Origin of the sequence: Ectothiorhodospira mobilis (assembly GCF_900114895.1) — a bacterium.
In the GTDB taxonomy this organism is placed as follows: Bacteria; Pseudomonadota; Gammaproteobacteria; order Ectothiorhodospirales; family Ectothiorhodospiraceae; genus Ectothiorhodospira; species Ectothiorhodospira mobilis_A.
Map to the genome: position 1 here is coordinate 1 of NZ_FOUO01000031.1, position 1,284 is coordinate 1,284.

At 64.1% G+C, this 1,284-nt stretch carries 1 protein-coding gene; it reads left to right on the plus strand.

What is annotated here, in order from left to right:
- Positions 1 to 101: 101 nt before the first annotated feature.
- Positions 102 to 1,284: DDE-type integrase/transposase/recombinase (locus BM214_RS12280; protein WP_090487771.1), on the plus strand; the 1,183-nt coding region annotated here is incomplete at its 3' end.

The window sequence follows — 1,284 nt, forward strand, 5'->3', positions numbered from 1 at the left end:
AGCCTTGTCCAACGACACATGAGCCTGAAGGAGGGACGTGATTCCAGCGTGAAGTGAGCCTGAAGGCGGTCGGGGTTTGGGATCATCGGAGGATGATCCTCATGCTCAAGACCCAAGGACTTCAGTCCCTAGAGCAAGTCCGCGCCTTCCTGGAAGGCACCCAGACTCTCGGTTTCGAGGCCCCGGCCCGGGAGGCCGCCTACGACTGGATGGCCGGCGAGCTGCGCCGTCTCGGCTACCCCCGCCTGGGCAAGGCCGATAAGGGCCTGGTGCGACGCTATCTGGCCAAGGTCACCGGCCGATCCCGGGCGCAGATCACCCGGCTGATCCAGCAGTTCTGCAAGACCGGTACCATCCGTGACCGTCGTGGCAAACCGGCGGCGCCCTTTGCTCGGCGCTACACCCCAGACGATATCCGCCTGCTGGCCGAGCTCGACGCCCTGCACGGCACACTGTCCGGGCCAGCCACCCGCAAGCTCTGTGAGCGCGCCTACACGGTGTTCGGGGATCAGCGCTACGAGCGCCTCGCAGGGATCTCCAACGGCCACCTCTACAACCTCAGAGGCTCCCAGACCTACCAGCGAAGCCGCGGCTCGGTGGACAAGACCCGATCGGTCAAGGTGAACATCGGCGAACGCCGAAAACCCCGTCCCGAAGGCCGTCCCGGCTTCCTGCGCGTCGATTCGGTCCACCAGGGCGATCTGGACGGCATCAAGGGCCTCTACCACATCAACCTGGTCGACGAGGTCACCCAGTTCCAGTTCGTCGGCTCGGTCGAGCGCATCTCGGAGCGCTTCCTGCTGCCGGTGCTCGAGGCCTTGTTGGAGGCGTTTCCCTTCCTCATCCTGGGCTTTCACGCCGACAACGGATCGGAGTACATCAACAAGCGCGTCGCCGCGCTGCTCGAGAAGCTGCGCATCGAGCAGTTCACCAAGTCCCGCGCCCGCAAAACCAACGACAACGCCTTGGTGGAGTCCAAGAACGGCTCGGTGGTGCGCAAGCACCTGGGCTATGCCCACATCCCCGGACGTTTCGCCAAGGCGGTCAACGCCTTCACCCAGGATGTGCTCTCGCCTTACCTCAACTTCCACCGCCCCTGCTTCTTCCCCACCGAGGAGGTCGATGCCAAGGGCCGGATCCGCAAACGCTACCGCTACGAGGAGATGATGACCCCCTTCGACAAGCTCAAATCCCTGCCCGGAGCCGACCACTACCTCAAGCCCGGCATCACCTTCGAACAACTGGATGCAGTCGCCTACGCCATCAGCGACAATGAGGCCGCCC